The sequence below is a fragment of the Citrobacter sp. Cb028 genome, from assembly GCF_030336705.1.
GTDB lineage: Bacteria > Pseudomonadota > Gammaproteobacteria > Enterobacterales > Enterobacteriaceae > Citrobacter > Citrobacter braakii.
Map to the genome: position 1 here is coordinate 652,628 of NZ_JAOWCZ010000035.1, position 21,153 is coordinate 673,780.

Here is a 21,153-nt window from a genome sequence, read left to right on the forward strand (position 1 = left end):
CAGGATGATCTTTTCACGCTAAAAACAGGTACAATTCGCTTCTTTGCTATTCCCTGACGGAGTGCATGAGTGCGTGCAGACAAATCGCTGAGTCCTTTTGAAATTCGTTTGTATCGTCATTATCGTGTGGTGCATGGTATTCGCATTGCGCTGGCGTTTCTCCTTACTTTTCTGTTGGTACGCCTGTTAAACATTCCCGAAGGTACATGGCCTCTGATCACGCTGGTGGTGATCATGGGGCCAATATCTTTTTGGGGTAACGTTGTTCCCAGGGCCTTTGAACGTATAGGTGGCACGATCCTGGGCTCGGTCCTGGGACTGGTTGCCCTGCGTCTGGAACTCTTCTCGCTGCCGTTAATGCTGATATGGTGCGCGGTAGCGATGTTTCTCTGCGGCTGGCTGGCGCTGGGAAAAAGGCCGTATCAGGCGCTGCTGATTGGCATAACGCTTGCTGTGGTCGTGGGTGCGCCTGCCGGAGATATGAATACCGCGTTATGGCGCGGCGGTGATGTTATTCTGGGGTCGTTACTGGCGATGCTGTTTACCGGCATCTGGCCGCAGCGGGCATTTATACACTGGCGTATCCAACTGGCGCATTGTGTCACGGGGTACAATCGGGTGTATCAGGCCGCGCTATCCCCCAATCTGCTCGAGCAACCGCGGCTGGAAAAACATTTACAACAACTGTTGAGCGACGTTGTCAAAATGCGTGGGCTCATCGCTCCTGCCAGCAAGGAAACCCGCATTCAAAAATCGATCTTTGAGGCTATTCAGACGGTGAATCGCAATCTGGTCTGCATGCTCGAGCTGCAAATTAATGCGCTGTGGGCCAGCCGTACCAGCCACTTTGTCATGTTGAATGCGCATACTCTGCGTGAAACTCAGCTCAGGACCCAGCAGGCACTACTGACAATAACCCACGCCTTGTATGAAGGTAATCCGCAGCCGGTGCTTGCCAATACGGAAAAGCTCAATGACACCGTAGCAGAGCTGCGTCAGCTTATTGCTGAGCATAAAGGCGATAATGTCGCAGAAACGCCCATTCACGGCTACGTTTGGTTGAACATGGAGATGGCTCGACAGCTGGAGTTACTGTCACATTTAATCTGTCGCGCACTGCGCAAATAAAGAGCAGATGAGGGGATTGGTTCTACTGCTGCTTCGATTCAGCAAAGATTAGAGGTATGATACTGAAAAAGGCTAAAACCATTGGTAACTGCAATGGCTTTACCCTCGATAACTCAGGTTTCAACCATGCATTGTCGATGCAGATGCAACTTGAAGTATGGCGGGCATGAAAGTAATGTTGACCCACTTTAGCCGTTGTTTTAACGAATCCGAATCTCACATTATCAGGGGTGTAAAAATGGAAACTACCAAGCCTTCTTTCCAGGACGTGCTGGAATTTGTTCGTCTGTTCCGTCGTAAAAACAAACTGCAACGTGAAATCCAGGACGTTGAGAAAAAGATCCGTGACAACCAGAAACGCGTTCTGCTGTTGGACAACCTGAGCGACTACATCAAGCCTGGTATGAGCGTGGAAGCGATTCAGGGCATCATTGCCAGCATGAAAAGCGATTATGAAGATCGTGTTGATGACTACATCATCAAAAACGCCGAGATCTCTAAAGAACGCCGCGATATCTCTAAAAAGCTGAAAGCCATGGGCGAAGTGAAAAACGGCGAAGCGAAAGCCGAGTAACGATTTTATGCTTGTCCGGGTCGCTGCCGCGCGGCGACCCTTATTGCAGTTCGACCCCGCCCGTCACCATGCGTAACAAATGCTGTTCCGGCCAGTGAATCGTAAGTTTTTTCTGCGTCAGCATCCATTTAATGTAATCCACATCATGACGATTTCTGTCCAGCATCAGTCCGACTACGCTGCCGCTGTGCGCGACGTTGACGCCGTATAAATCACATTCTTCCACCAGTGCTAATAGTGAATCAAAATCCGGCTTTGGTAACAGCAATTGGCTGGCGATTGCGCTAAGCGTAGCCGCTTCTCCCAACCGGTAAGGATTTTGGCTAATACAGGCTTCCTGTACTTTTTCCCATGCCCGTTTGAGGGCCGCAGCTCCCGCCTGCAAGCCGGAATGACGTGGAATACGGTGATAATCCGCGGTACGCAATGTTTCAGGGCTTTCGAGAACCAGCAGATCGAGTTGAGGCTGAGCTTCACAACCAATTTGCGTGGAGGCGTTGTTATGATCGAAAAGAGTAAGCTTACGAAAAACGGTGCTGTCGGTCGGCTCCAGCGAAACGCAAAGCTGTGCCAGTGTTGGCTCGTCCAGCTGATGGCCCAGATAATGCGCCGCGGCGATGGCCGTGGCGGCAATATCCGCAGTGCTGCTGGCCATACCTTTCGCGATGGGAATGGTTGACTGAACATCTATCCGGATATCCTGACTGAGATGCGCCGGGTACTGCCAGTGCTGTAATAGCCTGTCAACCATTGCCCGAGAAAGTGGACGTTCATCTGTCAGCGGTGAGCCTGAAGTGACCTCAACGGTGCTATACCATTCGACCGGGCAGGAGACCAGTTTCTCACTGCCCAGAATCCAGCCCTGGATAAGTTCTCCGCACGATGCGGGACATTGCGCAACAGCCACGTCTTCACCTTTGTGTTCAGCAATCCTCGGCGCATAGTGTCATGGCGATCGCGCTATTACCATGATTTGCCGCAATTTGCGGTGCGGCAATATCAGGCGGGAATGCCCAATGTCACAGTTTCTGATATCGCTAAACGCATAACGTCCTGGGCTATCATCAGCTCTTCATTGGTATTAATCACCGCCACTTTAACCACCGCATTTTCCGTCTGAATAAAGGTGGCGTTACGCTGATTTTTTTCTTCATCAACGGCCAGACCTAAGAAATTCAGATTGTGGCAAATCGCGGCGCGAGCCCGCGCTGAATTTTCACCAATTCCCCCGGTAAACACCAGCGCATCCAGACCGCCCATCTGCATAATATAGCTGCCAATAGTGGCGCGAATCCGCTCGGCAAAAAGCGTCAATGCCAGTGCTGCCTGGTGATTGCCCGTATCTGCGGCATGTTCAACGTCCCGGTAGTCGGGTGAAACACCAGAAACTCCGAGTAATCCGGACTCATTGTTGAGCAATTGGTTGAGCTGCTGCGGGGTTTTGCCTTCACGCAGGGCAATCCACGGCAGAATGGATGGATCAATATCGCCACTTCGCGTGCCCATCATTACGCCAGACTGCGGCGTAAAGCCCATGGAGGTATTCACCGAGTGTCCGCCTTTGATAGCGCAGATGCTGCTACCGTTGCCCAGATGACAACAAACAACCCGCAGGGCGCTGAGCGGCACGCCCAGCTTTTCAGCAAGCTGAGCGCTGACATACTTGTGGCTGGTACCATGAAAACCATAACGACGAATACCGAGCTCTGAGTAGTAGCGCCAGGGCAGGGGATAGATGAAAGAAGGCTCATCAAGGGTCTGATGAAAAGCTGTGTCAAAAACCGCAACGGCCGGCGTTTTCGGCAGTAGCTGGCGAAATATCGCAATCCCCAACGCATTAACCGGGTTATGAAGCGGTGCCAGTTCCGCTAGGCGTTCGATTTCCGCCAGTGTTTCATCGGTTACCCGTGCGGAATCTTTGAAGGATTCTCCACCGTGTGCGACGCGATGGCCAACGCCGTCGATCTCTTCCAGACTGCTGATAATATTGTGACTGAGCAGTTTTTCCAGTAGCAGCGTTACTGCTTCACGGTGATCGGCTACGGGCAAAGTCTCCTGCCATTTTTGTGCTGGTGCTTTTAGGGTGACCTGCGCATCAGACATACCGATACGCTCGATCAGTCCCTGGCAAATCATTTCACCCTGCGGCATCGCCAGGAGCTGAAACTTAAGCGAGGAACTACCTGCATTAATGGCCATTATTTTGTGAGACATGAAGGTTCCTTTGCATTCAGAAAAATGAACATCTCATCGACCCCGGTATTCTCCAGCGCGCTGGTGACAAATACTTTTTGCGCGCCAGCCTGAACTAACCAACTCTCCACGAGAGAAATACGCTGCGGGATGGCTAAATCGGCTTTGGTGACGAGGCCGATAACGGGTCGGTTCATCGGGCCAGTAAAACCTGGAGAAAAAGGTGACCACGGCGCGTCAGCATTGAGAACCAGCGCGATGATGTCTGCTTCACAGGCGCTGGCCAGCAGCGCGCTGTACAGGCAGCGGTTTTCGAGATATTCACCCGGTGTGTCTATCGTTGTGGGAGACCAGACAATGGCCTGGGTCTTCTGATAATGAAGCGCCTCTCCCTGCATGCACTGTGTAAGTGACGTTTTACCGCACTGGCTGGGGCCAATTAGCATTATGCGTTTCATGAGATTATGTCCGGGTGATGGGACAGGCGGTAAAACGCATCATTTCGCCCAGCGTCCGGGTTACCTGTTTCAGCGCGTACTCAACGGCGGAAACATCCCCCGTCAGTACCACAGCGCCGGTAAAACGGTCGAGAAAACCAATCTCTACCGCCCCGGATTTCGTGGCGATATCACAGGCGATGATTGAGGCTTCGCTGGGGGTAATCGTCAGAATACCGATTGCGGAAACCGATTCTGGTAATCCCAGTTTCTTGAACAAATCTTTACCCGGATTAGCGATAAGATGTGCCAGCGTAACCTGCTTGCCAGGAACATATTCCTGAATCATACGATCCGTGGTGGGTTGTCTTTCCATTATCCCTCCACCATCTGTCGCCACATGCTTTCATGCGGACGAGGGATGACCGAACGGTAAACCAACAGACCTTTTTCACCCGCACTTTCACTGGCAACTGTCACTGCGTTATTCACATCAGACACATCGCCAGCGACAACCATGTAGCACTTGCCACCGATACCAAATGCCATATGGACGCGTACCAGCGTGACATTGGAGGCTTTAACCGCACGGTCGGCGGCGCAGATGCAGGCCGCAACGCTCCATGTTTCAACAATGCCAACGGCCTGACGCTTATCCACGCTGTTAAGTCCACTGATCGCAGGAAGTACGCTGGCGTGAATGTTGGGTAGTACCAGACTATCAACGAGCATATCGCCAGCAAGAGAAGTTCCGGTGGCGATCGCCTGTTGTACTGCGCCTACGTCACCACCGAGCATGAGCAGAAATTTACCCGGGCAGATGGTCTTGCTGACAAGTAAATTCACATTCGCGCTTTTTAACATGGCATCGCCCGCTTCCATTCCTTTGGCAATGCTGGTGAGTTCTAAAATCCCTATAGCCTGAGACATGATTAACCTCTTATTACCGTGATGGATTGCTCAGTAATTTCGCTGACAATACCGTCAATACTGGCGTGGACAGGTGCGCCTAATGCACCGGACGGTACATCGGCAACGCATTGACCGCGAACAACGTGTTCGCCCTGCAGTACACATGGGATGGCGCTGGCACCAATATGCTGGCGTAGCAACAGCGTCGTTTTATCCGTGGGATAATCAGTCTCAGTCAGTGGCGCATCGTGATACCAGTCGCTAAGGCCCAGTTTGGTAATAAGGCGCTTCACCGGAATAAGCCGATACTTCGCCATTTCATCCTCAGGATTTAACGGCCCTTCATAACGATGGTTGAGCGCCCGTAGCTCGCGTTTAAGCATGCGGTTAATTCGCATAGGTGAAATCCCAACCGGACAGGCTACGCTTTCACATACATTGCATTCTGAACAGGTCAGGGCCGTGAGCAGTAACTGCGGAGTGGCCGCCTGCTGATAATTAACCGCGCGAACCAGCAGGTGCGGCGATAATTCATGGCCGATCAAATGCCTTGGGCACAAATCCGTACACAAACGACACTGCTCGCAAACGGTTTTTGCGACGGAAAGCACGGTGCGTTCATCCTGCATCCGCCGCTGAATCAACGCATGAGACTTTGGTAAAACCAGCAGTCCCCCGGTGGTCTTGCTGACTGGGGTATCCAGTGAGGTAATCAGGCCGCCCATCATCGGACCACCGTTAATAAAACCGGGCTCGTCAACGGTAGCACCACCTGCCAACGCCAGAACCTCACGTAAAGACATTCCGATAGGGACGGTCAGAGTGATTGGTCTGGCGACCGCGCCATTAACGGTCAGGGTACGGCGCGTAACCGGATACTGCTGCTCAACGGCTCTGGCGATGTTGAGTACAGTCTGGACGTTATTGACCACCACGCCGACGCTGACCGGCAGCGCGGCAGGCGGAACTCTCCGGCCCGTTGCCATCCAGATGGTCAAAACCTCGTCACCAGCCGGGTAGACATCAGGCAAAATATGTAAGCGGATCCCGACAGGCAGAAGGGGCGTTAACGCATTGATAGCCTTTTGATATTTCTCTTTGAGCGCAATAATACCGGCCCTGGCCCGGGTAGCCGTCATGGCATATTGAACGCCACGGATAAGTCGCTCAGCTTGAACGGCCATCAATTGCTGGTCAACTTTCAGCATCGGTTCACATTCTGCCGCATTGACCAGAAACGTATCGACCTGCGCCTGTAATTTTACGTGAGCAGGAAAGCCTGCGCCTCCGGCCCCGACAACACCCGCTGCGCGAACGCGTTCGCGAATTGTCTGCGCATCATAAAGCGTGGACTCTGCCGTCATGGCTGTCTTCATAATAATTCCTCAAGCAGTTCCTGCATGGCGCTGGCGTCGGCAACACGAGGATTGGTTTGCAGCGTGACATCAGCCAGCGCGGCCTGAACCATCGACGGTATACGTTGTGACCAGGCTTGCTTTCCGTCTTTAAGCGCGTCAGCAAAAGAAGGTAACGCACACTGTTTTTTGAGTAGCTCTATATGACGAATTAGCGCATTCAGTGCCGCCGTATCGTTCGCGTTATCCGGGCATAGGTGGCAGGCTTTAGCGAAACGGGCATAGCGCTTCGCAGCCCGCGGATCGCGGGCATTAAAATGAATGACATGGGTCAGCAGCAGCGCATTGGCAAGTCCGTGGGGCAGATGAAACTGGCCGCCCAACTGATGGGCAATCGCATGATTGATACCCAGACCAGCCTGACTGAATGCCATTCCCGCGAGCGTTGACGCGTTGTGCATTTTTCCTCTGGTTGCCAGGCAGTCGCCTTTGCTGACGGCGACAGGCAGGTACTGGAAGACAATTTGTGCCGCTTTTTCAGCCAGCGCATCGGTGAAGTCGCTGGCTTTCGTGGACACGTAAGCCTCCAGCGCATGCGTTAATACGTCCATGCCGGTATTCGCTGTTATGGCTGGTGGAACGCTGACGACCAGCGTCGGATCAAGGATGGCCATGTCCGGATAAAGCGCATTATTAAATAATGGATACTTAATGCCTTTATCCGGATCGCTAATCACGCAGGCGCTGGTCACCTCCGATCCCGTGCCGCTGGTGGTGGGAATTGCAACGCAGGTTTCAATCTCAATACCGAACTGTCGGCTGAACCAGACGATGGCTTTTGCGGCGTCCAGTGCAGAGCCACCGCCAAAACCAATTACGACGTCCGGTCGTAGGGACTGCATTTGCGCAATCCCTTGTACTACCGTGTTAATGGTGGGATCGGGGGTGATATCGCTGAAAATGCTGATGCGGTTATCCGCTGGCAGCGCGTCGCGCAGCTTTTCAATCAGGGGAGAACGCGCGAGAAAACCATCGCAGATAATCCAGATATGCTTATTCGTGAAGCGCTTAAGCACATCCAGGCTTCCCTGGCCGCTGTACAATCGAGTTTGCAGTGAAAAGCTTTTCATAACGGCCCCATTAGCGAATAGAAAAACCGTTTGTCAGCACGCAACGACGAGAGCGTGCGAAAGTGCGCGCAGATGTCGTTCCTTCGCCGGTCGGCGTTGCGATGGTGAAGGTGGTAAAGCCTTCACCACCAACGCCAATCCCAGCATAAGAGGGGCCATTTTTCACAAAAATGGAGGTCTGAAGCGTGCGCGCGGCAAGGTTCAGACGTGACACATTTTGCGAATGCATAATGGCGGTGTGATGCAATCCCTCTTCAACCTTCAGGGCCAACGTTAACGCGCTGTCAAAATCGCTCACCGTTACGATGGGGAGCATTGGCATCAGTTGCTCGCTGGTAACCCATGGGTCGTCAGCCTTGACGATACCTATCAGTAATCGAGGTGCTTTTGCCGGAACCGGTATTCCCGCGGCTTCCAGTAAGGTTGCCGGGCTTTTCCCTACCAGTTGTTTATTGGCTATTCCTTCTGGCAGACAAACTGCGCGCAGTTTGTCTATCTCTTCGCTATTGAGTCGCATCGCGCCAAAAGACTGCATTTGTTGAACCAGTCGTTCGGCAACGGCATCAACAACAATCAGACTCTTCTCAGCAATGCAGGGGAGGTTGTAATCAAAGGATGCGCCATTGATGATATCTTCCGCCGCCTTAACCAGGTCGGCTGTTTCATCAACAATGCAGGGAGGATTGCCTGCGCCTGCGCCAATGACTTTTTTCCCGCTTTTCATGCCCATAGCAACAATGCCTGGACCACCGGTAATCGCCAGAACTGCGATTTTAGGGTGCGCCATCATCTGCTGGGTAGCCTCAAAAGTGGGTTCTGTGACCGTGACGACAAGATTCCGAATCCCGCAGCAGCGAAAAGCAATATCTTCAATCATGGTAATCAGCTTCAGTGAGACCGCTTTTGCACCTGGATGTGGGCTAAAATAAACGCTATTTCCCGCAGCCAGCATACTGATGCTGTTGTTAATAATGGTTTCCGTCGGGTTGGTGCTGGGGGCGACGGAACCAATCACGCCAAAGGGTGAATACTCGAATAACACCATGCCGCCGTCACCGGTAAGCGCCGTAGTGGTGAGATCTTCGATACCCGGGGTATTATCCAACGCAGCTTTATTTTTAAGGAACTTATCCTCTTTGTTGCCCATTCCCGTTTCGGCAGCGCTTTCAGCAGCCAATGAAGCAAGGTGAGGCGTCAGCTCTTCTCGCAGGGCGTTAATGATGGCGCTGCGGGTTTTCAATGGACATTGCTGATAACGCAGAAAAGCCTGATGAGCGGCATCGATCGCTTCGCTAACGGACGGAAAAATTCCATTACCCTTAACTTCTGCTTTGGCCGGGGCAAGTTGCTCACTCAAAATGTTACGAATAAGGGTTTCAAGTTCTGAAGTGTTCATTGATGTGTTCTCACGTTAATTGCCGCAATGGCCGTTTCTGCAATGTCCATATCCTGCTCAACGCTTCCCCCGCTGATGCCAAGACCCCCAAGGAGTAACCCCTCACGCCATAATGCGTACCCGCCACCGAAGGTGACGACTTTTCCCTGCATATGGCTTTCCAGACCGTAAAGCGCGGCGCCTGGCTGCACTGCCGATGTCAGCTCATGCGTGGCGGTTTTCATTGCCACGGCGGTCCAGGCTTTTTTCGGTGCCAGTTCGCTACTGACGAGTAATGCGTCAGGCATGCGCCAGGTCACCGTTTGGGTCCCATTCGCATCAACAATGCTGATGACGACCGGAACCTGAAGTTCTTCTGCTCTCGTTACCGCAGCGCGAGTGAGTTGGTGGAGTTCCTGAAAAGACAGAGACATAGCCGGCTCCCTGGTGGCTGATGTACGGATGGCTGCGAGATAACGCTCCGCCACTTTCTGAATAATGTTGTTTTGATGGGCGTCATGATCTTCTGCTCGTGCAAGCGCATATAAGCAGTCGGAGAGGCGATTGATATAACGCATCAGCACGTGTCTGACGGAAATCTCGGTGGAGAGTTCGACCAGTCGCCTCTCTGCGCGGCGGGCCAGCGTGCGGGCAAAGTGCAGACGGCTGGCGGCTTCGCTGCGGCCAGGTAAAATAAAGCTGCGTAGGGGGGGCACTCTTCCCATCGCGGTATCAATGGCGGCCTCCAGCGCGGCAATTTCTTCTGAGCTGATGTAGCGCTGCTCTGGCGCTGGCTTTTCGCTTTCGCTTGCCAGCTCGGCGCTGAACCAAAAAAGCTGCAGTTGAATGTTTTCGAGTAACTGGCGGTGCTGCGGGTTTTTCGCTGCGCAAACACACAGGCTAAGCGCCGCATTAAGTTCGTCCAGCGTACCGTAAGCCTCGACGCGCGGGTGCGTTTTGCTCACGCGTTGCCCGGTAAAGAGGGCCGTTGTGCCGGCATCGCCAGTGCGGGTATAAATCGCCATAGTTCCTCCTAACGAGAAAGCGTGTCGACAATGCCGACGATAGCCAGATCGATGGCCTCATTAGGGCCGGAAAAAACGTGTCTGGCGCTGGAGCCACTGCTGAGTAATACCAGTTCTCCAGTTCCAGCGCCGACAGAATCAACCGCGACTTCATCTCCACTCACAGGGGACGCGGGAAGCTCTCCGTCCGCACTCACCCGACGTACCAGCAACAGTTTCTTCCCCACCAGTGATGGGGATTTTTGCGTGGAAACCACAACGCCTGTAACCCGTGCCAGATGCATAGCTCACTCCTGCTTAATTAATTGGACATTTCGCGTACCGACGGCGTCCTGAGCCAGAGCCGTCACGACACATCGACGACGTAGCACCAGAACGCCCCCTTTCAGTTGGGCGACGTCGGCATAGCTGAGAAGTTTGTCAGGATGCAAAACGATGATTCGCCCCAGCTCGTCACTGAACTCCAGAGGCAGACGCGCAAGTTTTCTAACGGGGATTGCGGGTAACAATCGGTGTTGTAGTGAAATTTTCACGCGGACTCCGCATGCCAGCGCTTCGTGGATCGTTACCACCGACATGTTGTCCGCGCAGCCCTCGGCAATTTGCTCCAGCAATGGCAGGTCCGCCTGCAGGAGGTGGAGCGACGAGTACTGGCAGCACAATGTCCGTGGTTCGATTTCGCGTAACTGCGCGACGCTAAGCGAGAGCGTGCTTTCCGCGCGTTTTTTTAATCGGGAAACAACCTCCTCGATAATGCGTTGCAGCAGTTCGTTGTTCATCGTGGGCTCACCAGTGTGGCAAATGCCTGCGGATTATCTGCGCCCGCAGCATTGGCTTCGTCGGTATCGATATGCATCTCAAGGCGCATATCCGGCGAAACGCGTACGGCGACGTTATCGAAAATCAGTCGACGTTCATCGCCATTAATGGCAACAGAGACTTTATCGCCATGGGAAACGCGCAGGATTAGGGCATCGAGCGGCGACATATGGATATGGCGTTGGGCGACGATTACCCCGGATGCTAAGTCCAGTTCAGCAAATGGACTGATAAGGCGAACGCCTGGCGTGCCCTCGATACTGCCTGACATCCGTAGTGGAGCAGCAATTCCCAACGTACGAGCGTCGGTACGAGAAATTTCGACCTGACTGGTGCTACGCAGTGGGCCGAGTAAGCGCACATTTTTTAACTGACCTTTTGGTCCCACCAGCGTGACGGTCTGGTCTGCTGCATATTGTCCGGGCTGCAGCAGCTCTTTTTTCTCACTAATAGGGTGATTGGGAAACAAGCGGTCGTAATCTTCAGCGCATAGATGAATATGACGATTAGAGATCCCTAGCGGAATAGGGCGCTCACGCATTTCATCCAGAACTTTGGTGACCGTTGTCTCCAGTTGCTGTTTATCCATCACGCTTCACCTCGTTTGCCTGAGTGCAGACAAAGAGAGCGCGGCTCGCCCTTTTGACGGGGGCAGGCAGGGTCAAGACACAGATTGCAGCTAATCAACTCTGCATCTTGTGGCGCTTCGGGCGCTGCATGGTCCTCAGGGATCTCTTCATGTGGTACGACCGGTGTCGGGGCGGGCGCTGGCTCAGACTCAGACTCAGACTCCGGGGTGATGCTATGTGACAGAATGCCATCCCCTGGTCTGGATATGACTTTGTGAGCCACCAGTCCATCTCGCTGGTCAGCGAAACTGACACCGGTGGAAATGGCCGCCTGGACGGAGGCCACATCCCCGATTATCTTGATCACCATCCAGCCTGAACCGTTGGTTTTTTCGAGGCCCACCAGCGTGATGGAGGCGGCTTTCGCCATGACGTCCGCGCAACTGATGGCTAATGCCAGACCACTAACTTCAAGTAATCCCAGTGATTGCTTCACGCTGTGCTCCTTGGTTGCAACGACTTATGCGGATTTAGGTAAAATGGCTTCAACGTCGCTGTGCGGACGCGGGATAACGTGGCAGGATTTCACCTCGCCAACGGCGCTTGCTGCAGCGCTTCCTGCATCTACGGCAGCTTTCACTGCGCCGACATCGCCGCGAACCATAACGGTGATAAGGCCTGAGCCGATTTTTTCGTAACCAACCAACTGCACGTTTGCGGATTTCACCATGGCATCAGCGGCTTCAATAGCGCCGACAAGCCCTTTTGTTTCAACCAGTCCCAGTGCGTTATTCATACTGCTTTTCTCCTGTGGGTTATGAGTGGCATTCCCGAAACGGAATGCCTTTAACCAGCCGCGCAGCGTTATTACCAATGCTGCGTCGGGCGTGGTTATCTTGTTGATACGTCAGCGTAAATAGTGGCGCTGATGTGGGTAAGTTTTTATAGTGCACGACCAGTTTTTCGCGACTGCAGCCAATGCCAACCAGCAGCGGCGAGTGGCAAGCCGCCAGCCATGCGTTGTGGATAACGTCAGTTGACGGGCTCTCCTGAATCACAAAGGGGATCCCTTCTTCTTCAATACCCAGCAGCACATCACTCCAGACGTCAATGCAGTCAGCAGTGGCGAAGATAACGATGGCTGGCGTGGTGAGATTACTTTCCATGAGCGAATGCCTTGTACCAGGAGAGAATCAGCCCTGTCGCGACCGCGTTGCGCGGACCTTCGGTGCCACGAATGTTGCCGCGCCCGGCAACCAGGCGATAGTGTGCCAGCGCATCGGTGACCAGTTGCGGAACTTCAAAGTCCAGGGATGAGCCGCCAACCAGCACCACAAAGGGAATATCCCGAATGTTCCCGGTCGGACTCACCTGACGTAGCGCTCTGAGTGCGTTGGTGACGAAAACGCGTTCCTTAGCGCTGCGGCGAATGGCCCGGACTTTCTCCAGCGCCAGTTCGCCTGGCAGTGGCACCAGTTCATCGGGTTTTACTACGCATACGCGGGCAAAAACCGTTGGCGGGAGAGGTGTAGGGAAGAACTGGACGCTGCCATCTTCGTGGCGAAGATGGAACAAGCTCTCGACTTTCGCCAGCGGGTACTTTTTGATCTCTTCAGCGAGATAACGGTCTTCCAGCCCCAGTTCACGGGCAATAATCATCGTGACCATATCGCCCGCACCCGCCAGGTGCGTGGCAATAATTTCGCCTTTCGGGTTGATGATGGAGGCATCGGTCGATCCTGCACCGAGGTCCAGAATAGCCAGTGGCCGCGTCGTGCCGGGGGTGGTTAAGGCCCCCAGAATGGCAGCTTCGGCTTCGGCGCCGCCAACCTGGACGTCAATGTTGAGCTTTTGCGTGATTTCCTGAGCAATCATCGCCATTTGCAGGCGGTCTGATTTCACCATGGAAGCAATGCCGACAGCTTGTTCCAGCGAGAACTCACCGGCTAGCCCGCCGGTCACGCTGACGGGAACCGAGGTATCGACTGCCAGCAGGTCCTGAATAAAAATTTCGTGGCTGGGTTTGTTAGTTAATTCAGCCATTGTCTGTCGCACATGCTCCAGCATGCCGCCAATATTGGTCCCAGCCTCTCCGGTGACGTTATCCAGTTTCGGGCATTCACCAACCGCTTTCATAATCGCTTCAGCGCCAGCTGCAACGTCGACCCGTACGGTACGACCCTGCGACTGTAGCTCCAGATTTCCGGCAGGAATGGCCCGTGCTTTCACATCACCTGATGGCGTTTTCACGACCACGGCAGAACGGTTGCCGATCAGCGCCCGCGCCATCGGGACAATGTTTTTAGTCTCGTCGGCGTTGAGGCCAAAAACGGTCGCAATCCCGTAAGGGTTAGAAAGCGTTTCAATGACTTTTCCTGGAATTGCGACCTCAATGGCAGCCAGCATACCTAACGGGATGCGGTCGATATGAAGGACTTCATCGACGATAGGCAAGGGATGAGTCAGACGATTACTGACCAATACGCCATCGTCCTGCTGCAAAATAACGCCAGTTAACTGGTATCCGGCGCGGACGGAGGCATTAATCATCGTGGCGACATCGGCGAAATCAAATGCCGATGACACCACCAGAATATAGGGCGTATCCGCCGGACGGCTGAGCAGGTCTTCCGGCGTAATAGTGACGCCAACGCCTAATCCGACGCCGCCCGGCGTTTTAGGGTTATGGCCGATCATGGTGGATTCAGTGATGATGGTTTCGGTTATCGTTTCCATCGCGACGTCACCAATGACCGGGGTGGCTTCATTGATACGGATGAGCGAAATATCGCTGACATTGATACCGGCGTTTTTTGCTGCCAGCGAAAGTGCCTCCTGAATACCAAACACATTACGTAATGTGCCTTTAATTCCGGTGGTTTCTGCCAGCGCGCTGCCGGTGATGCTCAGTGCGCCAGACTCATCGAGGGTAGCCAGAGCGACTTCCGTTGATGAGTTGCCTATGTCAATGCCAGCTATATATCGCATGATCCTGTCCCTGAGTTAGTCGTCGCCTTTGAGTTTTTTACGCTCAACGTACAGCGCTGCCGCTTCACGAACGAAAGCTGCACAGATCTTTGCCTGATAACGATTTTCGAGATCGTCGGCGATGGCCATCAGCTCATCTTTCGTTGAGCGGTATGGGCGTAGCGCGTTGTAGATTTCAAGAATGCGATCGTCAGGTACAGCGGTTAGCTCAGCGGCACGCTCGAAGTTCATCGCCAGTCTGTCACGTCCGGCATCTTTGGCGATTTCCGCCTGAAGGCGCAGCGTTTCAGGGGTGATGCGCATGTCCTGCGCCGTCACTTTGTTGCTCAGAACATTTTCGAGCGTGAAGTCATCCAGAGTTTTGTTGGTTGCGGTTTTTACCCACTCAGGATGTTTATTCGCGAGAGGGTAATCCGTGACTTTCGCGGTATGTGCTGATGAACTCGCCGCGGCCGGCGTCGCGGGCTCGCCTTGCAGGCTGTTCATCCGGCTTAGCACATCCCGAACCATCGATTCAATTGCGTCGGTATTCATGGAGTTATCCTTTATCAAAGCGCCACGCGCAGTTCCTGCGGGTTTTTGCCCGTCACGACGTATTTGGTCTCTTTAATGTGCAGAATGGCCGATTTCGCCTGGTACTTAGGACGAGCCATCTGGTCATTCAGAGTAGGGACCGGTTGCGGAGATTCACGCTTGGCATAACGCGCGGCGTTTTTACCGATCTGACGATAGGTTTCCAGCGTCAGAAGCGGTGCCTGAGGGAACAGCTCCAGGTTAGAAAGCGGCGGTAACCCCTGCTGGTGGATTACCGTGGTGCCTTTTGACTGGATGCCGATAGAGATCCCGGAACCGCTCAGACGGTTACCTTCCACGGCGACAAATGCCACATCGGAGGATTTAAAGCAGCGGATAACGCGCGCTTTAATGCCTTCTTCTTCAATACCCGCAATCACTTCGCGCAAGATGTTCTTATGCGGGATCCCTACGATATTGACGGTTTGCGACAGTCCAAACGCGGGACCTACGGCAATAATCACTTCGTCCTGCTGCTGGCCTTGTTTGGCTTCGCCAATCTCGGTCAGAAAGCTGTCGCCCTGCGCCGCTGCAGCCTGTGGCGCGCTAGCCGCTGTCGATGCGCGGAATGAGACGGGTTTGTCGCTGGTTTGCATTTCAGACAGTACGTCTTCAATTATCTGGCGCAGCAGCTTTTCATTGATTTCCATTTTTCACCCCTTAGCCAAGTTCGTTGGGATCAAGTGCGCCAGGGATGTTTTTGATCTCTTCCCAGCGTTCGCCTTGTAGGCGATAACCTGTTGCCGGACCGGCATAGTCATTGACGTCATTTACTGCGGATAGCACCTGTCCGTCGCCAACGATAATGGCGGAGGTATGCAGATAATCCCCGGTTAACTTGGCTTTCTGGATGTTGAGCATGTCCTGAGCAACATCGGTAAACCCGCCCTGAGCAAGGGCTTTCACCACTTCCAGACCGTTACGGTTTTTATTGATGATCTCTTGCGCAAACTTGATATCTTCAACGATGTTTCGCTCCGGCATATCTTTCGAACCGTGGGCGTAAGTCGCCGCTTCCACTTCTTCATCAGTGATTGGCGGTAATCCCATCCCGGCAAAGACGGCCTGCAGAGCGCGCGCCGCTTTATTACGAATGGCGATAACGTCTTCTTCACGAACCGGACGCAGACCCCCATCTACCTTGAGGTCTCGCTGGAGAACGTTGTAGTCGTCAAAATCTTCGGCATCCTCGTTCGAACCCGCAAACATGTTGTCGTAGTTCGGCACAGCGGAATAACCGGAAGAGATGAAGTCAGTACCCGGCAGGAACTGCATCAGCAGGCGGGCAGTACGACGCATATCCGAGTGGGTAAAGGTTTGGTCGTTGCTGGAGGCACACTCCAGATCCAGGGAGGAACAGATCAGGTTTTCAGCTAACACCGCACGAATGCCTGACGGCACAGCGGAAGGCACGCCGATGCAGCTTACTGAACCATTTTGTAAACCCTGTACGCCAGCGGCTTTGGTGATGTAAATACAGCGGGCTTCAAGGTAAAGCATCGATTTACCTTCGGCGTAGCCCATCTGAACTTCTGAGCCAGAGCCGGAGGTAAAGCGCATTTTCAGACCGCGTGAGGCGTAGGAAGAGGCGAGGAAGCCTTTCGACCATGGCGTGTCATCGCCGTCGGTAAAGACGGGTTCAGTACCATAGACAGAGATGGTTTCCGCGTAACAGGTGTGGCCTAACATACCGAGTTTAAGTTCGGTCGCCTCTTCCAGCGAGCACTGGGTTAATACGCCAGGGCGCCCAACCTGTGAGCCGACTAACAGCGCAATGGCGTTAAAGGGGGCATAACGCGCAACGGCAACCGTCGTTTCCTGTTCGTCAAATCCGCGCCAGGCGCCTTCAGCAGCATCAGCGGCAATCTGCACCGGATTATCTTTAACGTTAGTGACGTGCGCCTGCTGAGACGGTGTACGACGAGCCCGCATTTTCTGCATGGCCATCATCATCTCAACGACGTTCATATGGGATACCACTTCGACAATTTTTGCCGGGGTCATTGCGGTGGTCAGCGGCACAATGTCTTTGCGCTTCACGTTAGGGTCGCAAAGCATATTGGCAAGTTTTACTGAGTCCATCGCCATGACTTCTTCAGCGCGCGCCAGGTTAATGCCATAGCGGGCAATGAAATGGTCAATTAAGTCAAATTCACTGGCGGATTTGCCGTCCAGTTCTGTGACTGTACCGTTGACGATTTTAATCGACGGTTTAGGGTCGTTTGGGCTTTCCATCGCAATGAAGCCTTCTTCGATCCACTCCTTAACGAAGCCATCCTGATTCACAGGGCGCTTCGCCAGTGCTTCAAATCTTTTCGATCTCATGAATCAGCCTCACTGATATCAGATGTAGGACGGACGATCGTTTTTCGGTTCTGAGCCGAGGGTCCCGAGTACGGTTTTACCGATTTCGCGGGCGGAGATAACGGCCTGACGCACAGCGCCGGAATCGCCTGAAATGACCAGAATGGCTTCGTTACTGAAGCTGGTGCCATGGGCTGGGGAGCTGTAGGCCACTACTTCCACGTTGGCGGATTTCAGCGCAGTATCAGCCATCAGGACACCAACGGATGCCGGGGCGCCGACGATCACGCCACAGGCACGGCCAATCGGTGCACCAAAGGCTTTTTCCAGCGCGTAGCTGGCGCGTGCGGTGTATTGCATCTCGATGTGACCGGCTTCGTTGGCATACACATCGCCAAAGGTGCGATCCAGTTCTTTCAGCGCAACCTCAATTCCGCGTTTCACGTCGGAAACATCGTTGCCGCCGAGAATAATCAGCGAACCGTGACCCGCGCCGCCTTTGGTATCACGTGGCAACTCAATACTGACGACTTCAGTATTGGTGGCTTTTACCGCTTCATCTGCGGCCATGATGTGCGGGCCTGCACCAGTACGCGCGCCAAGGATGCCAATGGAGCGATACCGTTTTTCAAGTTTCATTGCGTCCAGTAGGGCGCTGTCCACGTTGGCGATTACCAGACCGACGGTGTCGCCAATCGCAGTACCGACAAACTCCGTTAAACTGCAGCTTTTCTCTGCCATAGCCGTTTCTCGTGTTGGAGGATTATTTTCAGGGATAGCCTGCTGTTCCGGCGTTGCCACGCGAGCAATCACCTGCGCCATGATCTGATCAACCAGCTCATTGCTGCTCATTAGCTAATTCCCTTCGGTAAGATTTTTTCTACATCGGTGTGAGGGCGTGGGATGACGTGTACGGCTTTCACTTCTCCCACATTACGTGCTGCGGCGGCACCTGCATCTGTTGCTGCTTTGACTGCGCCAACATCGCCGCGGACAATGACTGTTACCAGCCCCGAACCAATTTTTTCGTAGCCGACCAGCATTACATTGGCTGACTTCACCATTGCATCTGCGGCCTCTATGGCTGCAGTCAAGCCTTTGGTTTCTACCATTCCTAACGCTTCTTGTTGCATAAAGACCTCGCCTGGGTTGTCCCGATGTTCATGACTATAAAAAGATGCGAGGAAAAAGAATGGCTGACTTGAAATTGAGAGTGAAAAAATAATAGAGGTAAGGTGATATAAAATTGCTATTAATTATTTTAACTTGTTGTTTTTAATGGGTATATTAAATTTTATTGATGTGATTATTTAGTTATGTCAGTTCCACATTTACACTTTTTCTGGTGACATTATAAATATCATTTGCTATGCGAAAAAAATGAAATTGTGATGGTGGTTTGAAAACGGATTTCTGCTAATAGCAATATTTTATTGTTTTGAAAATGTCCGTGTAATACGCGTAATCCCGATTGTCTCTAATGTTTTAATAAAGTGCGTAGCAAGAATTTGCTATTGCACCACGATTTTAAAGGGCAAGCTATCCGCAGAATGCCAACAATTTGCTGATACGGCCTTTTATAGTAAGCCTCGAAGTATTCTACTTGCCAGTGAGGAGTCCGCTGGTAAAGACACGAACTCTGCTTAGAAGGTGTCACAATGAACGATTCACTAAAAGCGCAATGCATTGCTGAGTTTTTGGGTACCGGGCTGTTTTTGTTTTTTGGTATTGGTTGCCTGAGCGCTCTGAAAGTCGCAGGTGCCAGCCTGGGATTGTGGGAGATCTGCATCATTTGGGGTCTGGGGATCTCGCTTGCAGTCTACCTGACGGCCGGGATTTCTGGCGCGCATCTCAACCCTGCTATCACCATCGCACTGTGGTTGTTTGCCTGTTTTCCGGGGCGCAAAGTTTTACCTTACACTGTGGCGCAGGTCGCGGGGGCCTTTGGTGGCGCTTTGCTGGCTTATTTGCTCTACGGCAGTCTGTTTACCGAGTATGAGTCGGCCCACCAGATGGTGCGCGGCAGTCTGGAAAGCCTGCACCTTGCCAGTATTTTTAGTACTTATCCTGCGGCGGCGCTCAGCGTCTGGCAGGCAGCGTTGGTCGAAGTGGTGATTACCTCCATTCTTATGGGGATGATCATGGCGCTGACTGACGACGGTAACGGTGTGCCTAAAGGTCCGTTGGCACCACTGCTGATTGGTATTCTGGTTGCTGTTATCGGCGCATCCACCGGTCCGCTCACCGGATTTGCGATGAATCCGGCGCGTGATTTTGGCCCTAAATTGTTTGCCTGGATGGCCGGGTGGGGAGATGTTGCGATGACCGGTGGGCGTGATATCCCTTATTTCATTGTACCGATTGTGGCCCCTATCATCGGCGCGTGCGCGGGTGCAGCAATTTATCGTTATTTGATTGGCAAAAATTTACCCTGTAATACGTGTAAGCTGGACGAAAATGAGAGCTAGCTTCACAGAAGAAGTTTATTTTTGAAAAGTAAAAACTGTTTTCGTGATCCGGTATCCTGAACTGCCCAAAAAGTCTCCCAAGAATGGGAGACTTTTGTTATGTTCAATTACGACTTTCATCAATGCTCAGGATGGCAGGGTGAAAATGAATGTGAATAATATGTTTTATTTATAACAATAAATTAACTGAGAGGTTTTATCATGATTTCTGCGAGTGCCCTGAACTCAGAACTCATTAATAAAATCGCACAGGATTTTGCGCAGGCCACCAGTCTGGCCGTTGTGGTTGTCAATATTCACGGTGATGAAATTTCTGAGCTTTTTAATTTCACCCCTTTTTGCCAGTTGATGCGTCAGCATCCTCAGCACAGTACCCGTTGTCGTATGAGCGATCGCTGTGGAGGGCTGGAAGCCTCTAAATCCGATCAACCCTGCATCTATCGCTGTCACGCCGGACTTACCGATTTCTCAATTCCGCTGGTCATTGCGGGGCACCTGGTAGGGTTTGTGCTTTGTGGCCAGGTACGCTTAAGTAACGATGTTGGTTTGGTTGATATTCTGAATGTAGATGACCGCTGGCAAGCCGATCCCGAACTGGTCAACGAGTTTCGTAATGTACCGGAAATGGATTATTCGCGAGTCATCGCCTCAGCGGATCTGCTGAAGCTCATCGTGGAAAATTGCCTTAAGAAACAACTTAATTTTGTGGTTATCAAAGATAACCCGCAGCAGTCAGAGCCGGTACGCGCTAACCGCAGCACCAATCCTCATGACAGCAAAATGAAAAAAGCACTGCGCTATATTGATGCGCATTTATCAGACGAATTGCGTCTGGAAGATGTCGCCTCTCATGTTTACCTTAGCCCTTACTATTTCAGCAAATTGTTCAAAAAATATCATGGTATCGGTTTTAACGCATGGGTAAACCAGCAGCGAATGGCCAGTGCAAAAGAGCTGCTTTGCCACAGTGACTGGAGCATAGCCAGCATTGCGCGTAATTTAGGATTTTCGCAAACCAGTTATTTTTGCAAAGTTTTTCGTCAAACGTATCAGGTCACGCCGCAGGCATTTCGCCAGCAAATAAATGTCATTTCACGTGGCGAATCCGCTTAAATGGCAATATTTTGCTATTGCCGATTTTTGATATAGGGCGCTATGCCAGTCATTATAAAATGAAAAGTAGCGACAGCAGTCAATAAATTGTCATAGCGCAACAAAATATTAGTATTAGAGGGATAAACTGCACCAGTTTTTATTTTTGTGATGAGATACAGTGTCTCTGTGAATGACTTTCTTTATTCTT

25 protein-coding genes are annotated in these 21,153 nt (G+C 52.4%); 4 read left to right on the forward strand and 21 right to left on the reverse strand.

The genetic code is table 11. The annotated features are described in order from the left end of the window. The first annotated feature begins 69 nt into the window (after positions 1-69). Positions 70-1,128 (forward strand): FUSC family protein, encoded by a 1,059-nt coding sequence (locus tag OGV75_RS21870; RefSeq protein WP_016156885.1) that lies wholly within the window; start codon positions 70-72, stop codon positions 1,126-1,128. A gap of 238 nt (positions 1,129-1,366) precedes the next feature. Further along, complete coding sequence (locus tag OGV75_RS21875; protein ID WP_003834176.1) at positions 1,367-1,702, forward strand: DUF496 family protein; 336 nt, start codon at positions 1,367-1,369, stop codon at positions 1,700-1,702. A 40-nt stretch (positions 1,703-1,742) separates the two neighbouring features. On the opposite strand, the gene OGV75_RS21880 is transcribed toward OGV75_RS21875, so the two are convergent. The 21 genes from OGV75_RS21880 to pduA all read right to left on the reverse strand — a co-directional run bounded on the left by OGV75_RS21880 (position 1,743) and on the right by pduA (position 18,515). After that, on the reverse strand, positions 1,743-2,609 hold the full coding sequence (locus OGV75_RS21880) for a GHMP family kinase ATP-binding protein (protein WP_016153543.1): 867 nt from the start codon (positions 2,607-2,609) through the stop codon (positions 1,743-1,745). 92 nt (positions 2,610-2,701) lie between these two features. Continuing rightward, complete coding sequence (locus OGV75_RS21885; protein WP_047499004.1) at positions 2,702-3,916, reverse strand: acetate/propionate family kinase; 1,215 nt, start codon at positions 3,914-3,916, stop codon at positions 2,702-2,704. Continuing rightward, positions 3,901-4,353 carry a propanediol utilization protein PduV gene (gene pduV, locus OGV75_RS21890; protein ID WP_286481211.1) on the reverse strand — a complete coding sequence of 151 codons (453 nt, stop codon included), beginning with the start codon at positions 4,351-4,353 and terminating at the stop codon, positions 3,901-3,903. The genes OGV75_RS21885 and pduV overlap by 16 nt, the downstream gene beginning before the upstream one ends. 4 nt (positions 4,354-4,357) lie before the next feature. Continuing rightward, positions 4,358-4,708: a propanediol utilization microcompartment protein PduU gene (gene pduU / locus OGV75_RS21895; RefSeq protein ID WP_016156881.1), complete on the reverse strand. Its 351-nt coding sequence runs from the start codon at positions 4,706-4,708 to the stop codon at positions 4,358-4,360. Beyond that, positions 4,708-5,262, reverse strand: a complete 555-nt coding sequence (pduT, locus tag OGV75_RS21900) for a propanediol utilization microcompartment protein PduT (RefSeq protein WP_003030201.1) — start codon at positions 5,260-5,262, stop codon at positions 4,708-4,710. Before pduT ends, pduU begins: the two co-directional genes overlap by 1 nt. 2 nt (positions 5,263-5,264) lie before the next feature. Beyond that, positions 5,265-6,620, reverse strand: a complete 1,356-nt coding sequence (gene pduS / locus OGV75_RS21905; RefSeq protein ID WP_286481212.1) for a cobalamin reductase PduS — start codon at positions 6,618-6,620, stop codon at positions 5,265-5,267. Continuing rightward, complete coding sequence (locus OGV75_RS21910; protein WP_053389619.1) at positions 6,617-7,729, reverse strand: 1-propanol dehydrogenase PduQ; 1,113 nt, start codon at positions 7,727-7,729, stop codon at positions 6,617-6,619. The genes pduS and OGV75_RS21910 overlap by 4 nt, the downstream gene beginning before the upstream one ends. Before the next feature lie 10 nt (positions 7,730-7,739). Next, positions 7,740-9,125: a CoA-acylating propionaldehyde dehydrogenase PduP gene (gene pduP / locus OGV75_RS21915; protein WP_047415486.1), complete on the reverse strand. Its 1,386-nt coding sequence runs from the start codon at positions 9,123-9,125 to the stop codon at positions 7,740-7,742. Then, complete coding sequence (pduO, locus tag OGV75_RS21920; RefSeq protein WP_286481215.1) at positions 9,122-10,129, reverse strand: two-domain cob(I)yrinic acid a,c-diamide adenosyltransferase PduO; 1,008 nt, start codon at positions 10,127-10,129, stop codon at positions 9,122-9,124. The genes pduP and pduO overlap by 4 nt, the downstream gene beginning before the upstream one ends. A gap of 8 nt (positions 10,130-10,137) precedes the next feature. Continuing rightward, positions 10,138-10,413, reverse strand: coding sequence for a EutN/CcmL family microcompartment protein (locus OGV75_RS21925; protein WP_003030211.1), 276 nt, complete (start codon positions 10,411-10,413; stop codon positions 10,138-10,140). A 3-nt stretch (positions 10,414-10,416) separates the two neighbouring features. Then, positions 10,417-10,908, reverse strand: coding sequence for a microcompartment protein PduM (gene pduM, locus OGV75_RS21930; protein WP_049040282.1), 492 nt, complete (start codon positions 10,906-10,908; stop codon positions 10,417-10,419). Then, a complete protein-coding gene (locus OGV75_RS21935; protein WP_016153533.1) occupies positions 10,905-11,537 on the reverse strand; it encodes a phosphate propanoyltransferase in 633 nt (210 codons plus the stop codon). The genes pduM and OGV75_RS21935 overlap by 4 nt, the downstream gene beginning before the upstream one ends. Beyond that, positions 11,537-12,013 (reverse strand): BMC domain-containing protein, encoded by a 477-nt coding sequence (locus OGV75_RS21940; protein WP_053389622.1) that lies wholly within the window; start codon positions 12,011-12,013, stop codon positions 11,537-11,539. Before OGV75_RS21940 ends, OGV75_RS21935 begins: the two co-directional genes overlap by 1 nt. A 24-nt stretch (positions 12,014-12,037) precedes the next feature. Beyond that, positions 12,038-12,313, reverse strand: coding sequence for a propanediol utilization microcompartment protein PduJ (pduJ, locus tag OGV75_RS21945; RefSeq protein ID WP_001057752.1), 276 nt, complete (start codon positions 12,311-12,313; stop codon positions 12,038-12,040). 19 nt (positions 12,314-12,332) lie between these two features. Beyond that, positions 12,333-12,683 carry a glycerol dehydratase reactivase beta/small subunit family protein gene (locus OGV75_RS21950; protein WP_181500259.1) on the reverse strand — a complete coding sequence of 117 codons (351 nt, stop codon included), beginning with the start codon at positions 12,681-12,683 and terminating at the stop codon, positions 12,333-12,335. After that, on the reverse strand, positions 12,673-14,505 hold the full coding sequence (locus OGV75_RS21955; RefSeq protein ID WP_019077098.1) for a diol dehydratase reactivase subunit alpha: 1,833 nt from the start codon (positions 14,503-14,505) through the stop codon (positions 12,673-12,675). Before OGV75_RS21955 ends, OGV75_RS21950 begins: the two co-directional genes overlap by 11 nt. Before the next feature lie 15 nt (positions 14,506-14,520). Beyond that, on the reverse strand, positions 14,521-15,039 hold the full coding sequence (gene pduE, locus OGV75_RS21960) for a propanediol dehydratase small subunit PduE (protein ID WP_016156871.1): 519 nt from the start codon (positions 15,037-15,039) through the stop codon (positions 14,521-14,523). Between the two features lie 14 nt (positions 15,040-15,053). Next, positions 15,054-15,728, reverse strand: coding sequence for a propanediol dehydratase medium subunit PduD (gene pduD, locus OGV75_RS21965; protein ID WP_003844241.1), 675 nt, complete (start codon positions 15,726-15,728; stop codon positions 15,054-15,056). 10 nt (positions 15,729-15,738) lie between these two features. After that, the gene (pduC, locus tag OGV75_RS21970; RefSeq protein ID WP_003030249.1) at positions 15,739-17,403 is read right to left on the reverse strand and encodes a propanediol dehydratase large subunit PduC; all 1,665 of its coding nucleotides are present in this window, start codon (positions 17,401-17,403) and stop codon (positions 15,739-15,741) included. 18 nt (positions 17,404-17,421) lie between these two features. Next, positions 17,422-18,234 (reverse strand): propanediol utilization microcompartment protein PduB, encoded by an 813-nt coding sequence (gene pduB / locus OGV75_RS21975; RefSeq protein WP_016153528.1) that lies wholly within the window; start codon positions 18,232-18,234, stop codon positions 17,422-17,424. Next, complete coding sequence (gene pduA / locus OGV75_RS21980; protein ID WP_003030255.1) at positions 18,234-18,515, reverse strand: propanediol utilization microcompartment protein PduA; 282 nt, start codon at positions 18,513-18,515, stop codon at positions 18,234-18,236. Before pduA ends, pduB begins: the two co-directional genes overlap by 1 nt. Positions 18,516-19,040: 525 nt before the next feature. On the opposite strand from pduA, the gene pduF reads away from it, so the two are divergent. Next, positions 19,041-19,850 carry a propanediol diffusion facilitator PduF gene (gene pduF, locus OGV75_RS21985; protein WP_016153527.1) on the forward strand — a complete coding sequence of 270 codons (810 nt, stop codon included), beginning with the start codon at positions 19,041-19,043 and terminating at the stop codon, positions 19,848-19,850. 201 nt (positions 19,851-20,051) lie between these two features. Further along, positions 20,052-20,963, forward strand: coding sequence for a transcriptional regulator PocR (gene pocR / locus OGV75_RS21990; protein ID WP_016153526.1), 912 nt, complete (start codon positions 20,052-20,054; stop codon positions 20,961-20,963). The last annotated feature ends 190 nt before the right edge of the window (positions 20,964-21,153 follow it).

Bases quoted from the DNA above. Each gene is read 5' to 3' on its own strand.
- pocR (WP_016153526.1), top strand. From the start codon at position 20,052: ATGATTTCTGCGAGTGCCCTGAACTCAGAACTCATTAATAAAATCGCA.
- pduS (WP_286481212.1), bottom strand. From the start codon at position 6,620: ATGAAGACAGCCATGACGGCAGAGTCCACGCTTTATGATGCGCAGACA.
- OGV75_RS21935 (WP_016153533.1), bottom strand. From the start codon at position 11,537: ATGGATAAACAGCAACTGGAGACAACGGTCACCAAAGTTCTGGATGAA.
- pduV (WP_286481211.1), bottom strand. From the start codon at position 4,353: ATGAAACGCATAATGCTAATTGGCCCCAGCCAGTGCGGTAAAACGTCA.
- pduO (WP_286481215.1), bottom strand. From the start codon at position 10,129: ATGGCGATTTATACCCGCACTGGCGATGCCGGCACAACGGCCCTCTTT.
- pduF (WP_016153527.1), top strand. From the start codon at position 19,041: ATGAACGATTCACTAAAAGCGCAATGCATTGCTGAGTTTTTGGGTACC.
- OGV75_RS21910 (WP_053389619.1), bottom strand. From the start codon at position 7,729: ATGAAAAGCTTTTCACTGCAAACTCGATTGTACAGCGGCCAGGGAAGC.
- pduD (WP_003844241.1), bottom strand. From the start codon at position 15,728: ATGGAAATCAATGAAAAGCTGCTGCGCCAGATAATTGAAGACGTACTG.
- pduB (WP_016153528.1), bottom strand. From the start codon at position 18,234: ATGAGCAGCAATGAGCTGGTTGATCAGATCATGGCGCAGGTGATTGCT.
- pduT (WP_003030201.1), bottom strand. From the start codon at position 5,262: ATGTCTCAGGCTATAGGGATTTTAGAACTCACCAGCATTGCCAAAGGA.
- OGV75_RS21950 (WP_181500259.1), bottom strand. From the start codon at position 12,683: ATGGAAAGTAATCTCACCACGCCAGCCATCGTTATCTTCGCCACTGCT.
- OGV75_RS21885 (WP_047499004.1), bottom strand. From the start codon at position 3,916: ATGTCTCACAAAATAATGGCCATTAATGCAGGTAGTTCCTCGCTTAAG.
- pduM (WP_049040282.1), bottom strand. From the start codon at position 10,908: ATGAACAACGAACTGCTGCAACGCATTATCGAGGAGGTTGTTTCCCGA.
- pduU (WP_016156881.1), bottom strand. From the start codon at position 4,708: ATGGAAAGACAACCCACCACGGATCGTATGATTCAGGAATATGTTCCT.
- OGV75_RS21925 (WP_003030211.1), bottom strand. From the start codon at position 10,413: ATGCATCTGGCACGGGTTACAGGCGTTGTGGTTTCCACGCAAAAATCC.
- pduA (WP_003030255.1), bottom strand. From the start codon at position 18,515: ATGCAACAAGAAGCGTTAGGAATGGTAGAAACCAAAGGCTTGACTGCA.
- pduC (WP_003030249.1), bottom strand. From the start codon at position 17,403: ATGAGATCGAAAAGATTTGAAGCACTGGCGAAGCGCCCTGTGAATCAG.
- OGV75_RS21875 (WP_003834176.1), top strand. From the start codon at position 1,367: ATGGAAACTACCAAGCCTTCTTTCCAGGACGTGCTGGAATTTGTTCGT.
- pduJ (WP_001057752.1), bottom strand. From the start codon at position 12,313: ATGAATAACGCACTGGGACTGGTTGAAACAAAAGGGCTTGTCGGCGCT.
- pduP (WP_047415486.1), bottom strand. From the start codon at position 9,125: ATGAACACTTCAGAACTTGAAACCCTTATTCGTAACATTTTGAGTGAG.
- OGV75_RS21955 (WP_019077098.1), bottom strand. From the start codon at position 14,505: ATGCGATATATAGCTGGCATTGACATAGGCAACTCATCAACGGAAGTC.
- pduE (WP_016156871.1), bottom strand. From the start codon at position 15,039: ATGAATACCGACGCAATTGAATCGATGGTTCGGGATGTGCTAAGCCGG.